The sequence below is a fragment of the Alkaliphilus peptidifermentans DSM 18978 genome (assembly GCF_900101495.1).
GTDB classification, from domain to species: Bacteria; Bacillota; Clostridia; order Peptostreptococcales; family Natronincolaceae; genus Alkaliphilus_C; species Alkaliphilus_C peptidifermentans.
In genome coordinates this window covers 45,067-52,365 of sequence record NZ_FMUS01000031.1, presented here as the reverse complement: position 1 = coordinate 52,365, position 7,299 = coordinate 45,067, and the positions used below count along the sequence as shown (strand labels likewise).

Genomic DNA, 7,299 nt, shown 5'->3' with positions numbered 1-7,299 from the left:
TGATAAATCTTGTTTCAACCGTGCTTCATACTCTGTTTTCACACGTCCATGAGACCTCCCCAGGTAAGAACGCAATCTTTCCTTCCATCTATCTGCTACATCTACACCTTATGCTTCCGGATAGTTTAGGGCTTTGGTTTGTGTGGCAACCTTACCCAGCATATGTGTGCCTTATATGTAGTTTCTATTCGTCAGACCAGAAGTTTGCCGTCGGCTTCCTTCAGATTCCACCTCACGGTGGACACCCTTGCCTTAAGCTATGCGCTTGGCACTATCAACCCGCGCTAGGGACTTTCACCCATTAGATTGCGCCAATGCTGGGCGCACCACAAAAAAAATCCCCAAATTTCTTGGGGATTTATCAACAACCCTCCTGCTATTTCCAGTAGGGTATTTCCTTTTTATTGTTACTATTATGATTTTACAGTCATTTTAGGAGGCTTTGTAATCACCTGATATGCTTGATAAATTAGTACAAATGCCAGTATCAGTAAAAGTACAGGAAATACAACTAGTGTGTAGTTTTCAGTAGCCAAATTGGCCTTTATTAAGAAGCCTAAAGCTAAAATTGTGGCAGAAAACATAAAAATCATTGGTAATATTATCATCTTGAAATTTCTGCCAGTATTCTTTAGCCATACTGCTATTGTTAATAGTGCGATGGCTGCTAGTAATTGGTTAGCTGAGCCAAAGATCGGCCAAATTACTGCCCAACCCTTTACTGCAAGGGAGCCTCCTACCACTACAGTCACTGCTGTTGCAAAATAACGATTGGTGAGTATACTATCCTTTTCGGTTTTTCCCTCTTTGCCAAAGAATTCTTGGAAAATAAATCTTCCTAAACGTGTTGCAGTATCAAGACTTGTCAATGCAAAGGCCGATACAGCTAAAGCTACAAATGATTTACCAACTGTAAAGGGTATTCCAAAGCTAACCATAAAGTTTCCGATTCCATCAGAGAACACATTTACTGGACCACCATTTCCTAGTAATTCGGTTAATTTTCCTTGAGTTACATAGGCTGCAGTAATTATAGCAATTATGGCCAACACACCTTCAATTAACATACCACCATAGCCCACCACCTTGGCATCGGCCTCAGTATTTAATTGTTTAGATGAAGTACCAGACCCAACCAGTGAATGGAATCCTGAGATAGCTCCACAGGCCACCATTACGAATAACATTGGGAACATCCATTGCCCACCAACATTAAATCCAGCAAAGGCCGGTAATTCAAGTGTTGGCCTAGTTATTATTAATCCTAAAACTGCTCCAATAATCATGGCATATAATAAGAATGAGTTCAAGTAATCTCTAGGCTGTAGCAGTATCCATACTGGTGTTACAGAGGCTATAGTAATATATGCTAGCAAAATTGCAATCCAAGTATTTCTTGATAATACAAGTGGGAATACATTTCCTAAATAGATACAGAAAAACAACAGAGTAACCCCAACTACTGTTCCAATACTTATTGGTACTCCTTTTCTATAGACTGCATAGCCAAAGCCCACCGATACTACAATAAACATCATTGAAGCTGAGGCAGCCTCTGGAACAGATACAAATGTGTTAGCTACAATGTTTGTGAATGCTGCTACAACCAACAATAATGTTAGCCAAGCGAAAATTGCAAATAATTTCTTGCCTACTCTTCCTATATTGGACTCCATTATATCTCCCACTGATTTCCCATCATGTCTAATAGAAGCAAATAATGAGCCGAAATCCTGCACTCCACCAAAGAAAATACTTCCAACAACAATCCATAAAGCCACAGGAAGCCAACCAAATATTGATGCTGCAATAGGTCCAACAATTGGCCCCGCTCCTGCAATTGAGGCAAAATGGTGACCCAACACCACTGGGGCACTTGCAGGCACATAATCTACACCGTCTTCCTTAGTGTGGGCTGGAGTTTTTCTGCTAACATCAACTCCCCATTGCTTTGCCAACCAAGAACCATAGGTTAAGTAAGCAATAAACAATACTACAATACTGATAAATACAAGTGTTAATGCATTCATTCAATAACCCTCCCCTTTATTTTATCTGATAGAACTGTAATGCTTCTTTTCCTCTACGATTGGTGATCACCTCCCCATTATTTAATTGAACAAGCAATAGTCTGACGTAACTCCATCCCTTTATTCCAAAAAGAAAACTTTTGTAATAGTTCCCCTTTCTAATTTGTTCTTTTATATCTTCATTAATGGGCCCATCTATGATAATAACACCATTAATAATGGTACACATATGCTCATGATGGGGCTCGACTAAGGTGTTAACTGCTTCTTTTAGTCTTAATATTTCTTGTTGTATAGATTTGGTATTGGGGTTAGAATCATACTTTATTAAGCAGAACTCCTTGGTCTCTAATGCATAAATTGCAACTTTTTTACTGACAAAGTATCGCTCACTTCTAATGCTGGATTTTGCAAAAATAGAATAGCTTTCGCCATTAAATGTATGGTCCTTCACAATATCAAAGTATTGATTCATTCTTCCTTCCAGTATCTCTAAATATTGTTTAACTTCCATTTTTTCACCCTATCCCTTAATTTTATTAGATCTTTCTTTCAAAGGGTTGATTATAATATTTGAGCTGCTTTTATAACACTATAATTAGTTAAATATTTAACATATTGTATATAGAACATTAAAAATAAAACCTCCCATATAAACATAGTTATTATACTATTATAATGGGAGGTTAACTAAAATATTTAATTTTATCGCGAAATGTCAGAATAGTTGCTCAAAATGTACAAATTAATGTTTTAATGAATTAACTTTCTAATCCAACCAAGTCCTTAAATTCCTTAAGTCTGTTTCTACTGATAGGAATAGAATTACATTCAACACCTTTCATTTTTACATGAAGGCTATTGTTAAACCACAATATTATCTCATCAATTTCATCTAGGTTAATTAAAAAACTTCTATGAGGTCTAAAGAAACCGTGTTGCCATAGACGATCTTGCCATTCTGTCATGGAAATTGTGGTTATATACTCATCCCTCTTGCTAACTACCTTAGTATTTCTATCTTCAGTTTCAATATATATGATATCCTTTAGACCAAGTACAAACAGCTTGCCATCCTTCTCTAGGGTGATTTTTTGCCTGCTATGCTCATATTTCAAGTGTCTTTCTAGTAGCTGCTGTACAGAGCTTAAGGTATGCTGAGGGCAGTTTTTGATATCATCGCTGAGCTTTAACATTGTTTTTTGAAATCGATCTTCACTAATAGGCTTCAGTAAATAATCAATAGCTGAATATTCAAAGGCCTTAATCGCATATTCATTAAAAGCAGTAACAAAAACAATCTTTGGAACCTTAGGAAGCTTAATCAATTTTTGAGCGACTTCAAAGCCAGTCATGTCTTGTAGCTGAATATCAAGAAAAACAATATCTGGTAGATATTCCTTACACAATTCAATAGCATCCTCCCCATTAGATGCCTCTCCTATGATTTTAAAGTCATTATATTGTGTCAAGAGTGTTTTTAAGTTTAATCTTGCTGGAATTTCATCATCAACTAGGACAATTGAATAGACCATTTTACTACTCCCCCCCATGATTAACTAGGAATCTTAATCTTAACACTAGTGCCGCTATTAATTAAGCTGTCAATGGAAAGTTGATAATCCGTACCATACAGGTTGATTAAACGCTTGTTAACATTTATTAGCCCCATCGATTGGCAACCCTCTCGATCAGTTAATAATGATTGAATTTTTCCATCATCAATTCCTACACCATCATCATTAACCTCCAAAAGTATGCCATTGCTTTCTTTTCTAGAACGAATTGTGACAGAGCCACCTTGCTTCTTTGGAAGAATACCATGAATAACTGCATTTTCAACTATTGGCTGTAAAATAAGGGGTGGAAGCTTACAGTTAATATCATGCCCTAAATCATAATGTACTTTTAGCTTATCGCCAAATCTTGCCCTTTCAATTTCTAAATAGGCATCAATATGTTCCAATTCTGTACTAATATCTACCATATCTATATTATTCTTTAGGCTCTTTCTAAACAGATTTGATAACGATATTAGCAAATTTTTAGCTGTATCAACATCAAACTGCATAAAGGATATAATTGTATTGATGGCGTTGAACAAGAAGTGAGGATTAATTTGTGCCTGTAGAGTTTTTAACTCTGATTCAATTAATAGCTTTTGCTGATATTCTACTTTACTTAGTTCTATTTGAGTTGAAAATAATTGAGCTAATCCTAGGGCTAACTCCACATCTACAGAAGTTATACTATTTTCATCTTTTTTAAAGAGCTGTAAAGTTCCCACAACCCTATCCTGCTCCTTTAAGGGTACAATGATAGCTGATTTCAACTGACAGTTTATATGATTACATTGTATTTCCTTCTTATTGGCTATAATCTTGTACTTCCCATTTACAATAACATACTTTGTTACTTCTGCTTGGATATTCCCTCCAATTAAATGGTGGTTTTCTCCGTTTCCTATATGGGCCAGTATTTGCTTATCATCTGTTATAGAAACTGCTGCCAATTCCACTGATGAGTAAATAATTTCAACTACTTTTTGTGCATTACTATAGTTTAAGCCTTTCCTAAAGTAGGGTAGGGTTAAGTTTGCAATTTTAAGAGCTTTTTGGGCTTGTCCAGCTGCAATTCTTTCATATTCGGTATAAATATTTTCAATTATTCCTATAAAAATTGCAATTCCCAGAGAGTTCACTAAGACCATAGGTAAAAGGATAATTTTAACTAACTGTAATGCATCTTGAAAGGGCCTTGCAATCATTAGAATTATTAACATTTGCACAATTTCTGCAAAAACACCAATGAAAAAAGCATATTGCCATTTTCCCTCTTTATTCTTGATATAATAGTATGCATAGCTGCCAATTGCACCCTCTACAATAGTGGAGATTCCACAGGCTAAAGCTGTAAAACCACCAATGTCTATTAAGAAACGATGTCCACCTGCTATTACTCCTGCCAGTATTCCAACTATAGGCCCTCCCAACAATGCACCCACCATTACCCCAACAATTCGAGTGTTTGCCAAAGCACCATAAATAGGCACACTAGAATAGGTCCCCATAATTCCTATCAATCCGAAAATAATAGCTAAGATAACCTTGTCCCTAGTTCTAATATCCTTTTTAGTAATTAACCTTTTAAATATTCCAATTTTCGATATAATTACAGCTAAAATTATTATAATGCCTAATTTATTAAATAACGCCAATATCATCTCAAAGATTGTCAAAAAAATCACCTTCTTACCAACAGTTTAGATAAAATCAGGAGTCTCCTATGGTATTATAAAAACCACTTTTATACAAAACATACCATACACCTTCGATGTATATAGGCTATATGTCTTCATTATAACGAAGCACAATACCATTAATTTAATCTTCTTCTCTTATTGGTAGTATACACTGTTTTATTTTCTATTTCAACGAAAGAACTTTTAAAACTATATTTTTAAAAATTCTTCTATATTCTTTCTGAAGGTATCTTTGTTAGTAATAGGATTGTCGTGTCCCATACCTGCTAAATACTTAACTTTACAATCAGAACGAATTTCCTTAATCCATGAAACTGAGTCTCTCATGCTCTTTATATCCTTCTCGGCATACACCAATGTTATTGGTACACGGTTGTTGGCTATACAAATGCAATTACTTTGAAGCGGGACTTGGCTATACCAACGGGGGATATTTTCCTTTAGCATTTTAGGCCAAGTTTCCATAAAAAAATCCTGCTGCTTTTGGGGATACTTAAGTAATTTTAGAATAAGCCACGCTACCATCTTAGTTTTTATTAGTCCAGAGATTTTTGATATACCTTTTGCCCATTTACGGTTAACCTCATGGGAAGGCACCACCCACGGACTACTAATAAAAGCCTTTTCGATAAACTCAGGGATTTTACATAACAAGGTAACACATAAACAAGCACCCAATGAATGTCCTATAAGAATTACCTTTTCCCTATTAAGTCCTTTGATTATCTTTATAATTTCAGCTTCGATCTCGTTGTAGTTATAACATTTTGAAACCTCTCTGCCCGAACCATACATATGTGGGATAACAAGATGATAATCTTCTGACAGGTCATACAGGTCTACATATGCGTCCACTAGCCCAGCAGGATGCAGCAGTACCACAGTGGGGTTTCCTCTTGAGCCATATTCAGCGAAATACATCTATATAGTCCTCCTTATAATAATGGTGCTTCAGCGAATTAAGCATCGCCTGAAATTCCTCAACTATTCTGTTGGGTTCTGTAAGCATCACCTGTCTATTTTGGTAAGTGTAACCCTCTGCGCTACACATTACAATATTAATTAGTGTATCAATTTCCTCAGGATATTTAAATTTTGATATGTCAATACTATCCTTTATTTTACTGACTGTATCAATAGTAATTTCTTCACGAAGTTTGTTAAGATCATCCTGTAGGGAGGGTTCTGTTTCGTAATATGCCCGCTGTATAAACTGATAAAGATATGGATATTTTCCGAGAAGCTCAACCTTGCGGTTTATCTCCAATAACATAGTTTCAAAGAAGTCACAATTTCTTTTCTGCCCTTCCTCCTCAATCACACGATTTATACAATCATTGGCATAGCTGTATAAATACTGATAATATGCCTTCTTATTAACGAAGTAATGGAACAGCAAAGATTTCGATACTCCTGCCTCCTCAGCTATCACAGATACAGGTGCTTTTTTATAAGGATATGCTGAAAACACCCTATAGCCAGCATTTAGTATTCTATTTTGCTTTTCTATTGGTAATTCATAAAACTTTAAATTTATCATAAATCCTCCTTACTAAACTTAATTATCAAGGTGCTATTTTTATACTATATCCGTTGACCATTTTTGAGAAGACCCTATTTTATAAAAATCATCCTTTATAAAAAGCAGAATATTTCTTCCTCAAATTCAGCAACAATTAAAACACTCAGGATATTAATCCTAAGCCTTTAGGAAGAATAACCTCAGTAAAATCTGAGCCGCCCTCCAAAAGTTAGACCTAAAATCTAACTTTTGGAGGGCGGCTCTTTTTACACAGTAGGGTTATCTTTTATTGGTGGAGGTCTCGGTGCTAGTTCTTCAGAAATTGTGTATTACATCTTATATTATTACATGATATAAGTTTTGATTAACTCATTAGATATTTATAATATGCTTAAATTTACCACTTTTAGTATGCCTACTTGGTTCCTCGTCTGAAAGTAGAAAATCTACATGAGTAACTCCATATGAAGCAAGGGCATCAACTG

Annotated in this window: 6 protein-coding genes; all 6 read right to left on the bottom strand. The window is 35.4% G+C overall.

The window, feature by feature from the left end; translation table 11 throughout:
• Positions 1–413: 413 nt before the first annotated feature.
• Positions 414–2,030 carry a carbon starvation CstA family protein gene (locus tag BLP68_RS18270; RefSeq protein WP_091546744.1) on the bottom strand — a complete coding sequence of 539 codons (1,617 nt, stop codon included), beginning with the start codon at positions 2,028–2,030 and terminating at the stop codon, positions 414–416.
• 16 nt (positions 2,031–2,046) lie between these two features.
• Positions 2,047–2,544, bottom strand: coding sequence for a DUF8052 family protein (locus tag BLP68_RS18265; protein ID WP_091546742.1), 498 nt, complete (start codon positions 2,542–2,544; stop codon positions 2,047–2,049).
• A 247-nt stretch (positions 2,545–2,791) separates the two neighbouring features.
• Positions 2,792–3,565, bottom strand: coding sequence for a LytR/AlgR family response regulator transcription factor (locus BLP68_RS18260; RefSeq protein WP_176759104.1), 774 nt, complete (start codon positions 3,563–3,565; stop codon positions 2,792–2,794).
• A 20-nt stretch (positions 3,566–3,585) separates the two neighbouring features.
• Positions 3,586–5,268 (bottom strand): sensor histidine kinase, encoded by a 1,683-nt coding sequence (locus BLP68_RS18255; RefSeq protein WP_242877032.1) that lies wholly within the window; start codon positions 5,266–5,268, stop codon positions 3,586–3,588.
• Positions 5,269–5,481: 213 nt separating this feature from the next.
• On the bottom strand, positions 5,482–6,213 hold the full coding sequence (locus BLP68_RS18250; protein WP_091546738.1) for an alpha/beta fold hydrolase: 732 nt from the start codon (positions 6,211–6,213) through the stop codon (positions 5,482–5,484).
• Positions 6,200–6,832, bottom strand: a complete 633-nt coding sequence (locus BLP68_RS18245; RefSeq protein WP_242877031.1) for a TetR/AcrR family transcriptional regulator — start codon at positions 6,830–6,832, stop codon at positions 6,200–6,202. The genes BLP68_RS18250 and BLP68_RS18245 overlap by 14 nt, the downstream gene beginning before the upstream one ends.
• Between the last annotated feature and the right edge of the window lie 467 nt (positions 6,833–7,299).

Bases quoted from the DNA above. Each gene is read 5' to 3' on its own strand.
- BLP68_RS18270 (WP_091546744.1), bottom strand. From the start codon at position 2,030: ATGAATGCATTAACACTTGTATTTATCAGTATTGTAGTATTGTTTATT.
- BLP68_RS18265 (WP_091546742.1), bottom strand. From the start codon at position 2,544: ATGGAAGTTAAACAATATTTAGAGATACTGGAAGGAAGAATGAATCAA.
- BLP68_RS18260 (WP_176759104.1), bottom strand. From the start codon at position 3,565: ATGGTCTATTCAATTGTCCTAGTTGATGATGAAATTCCAGCAAGATTA.
- BLP68_RS18250 (WP_091546738.1), bottom strand. From the start codon at position 6,213: ATGTATTTCGCTGAATATGGCTCAAGAGGAAACCCCACTGTGGTACTG.
- BLP68_RS18245 (WP_242877031.1), bottom strand. From the start codon at position 6,832: ATGATAAATTTAAAGTTTTATGAATTACCAATAGAAAAGCAAAATAGA.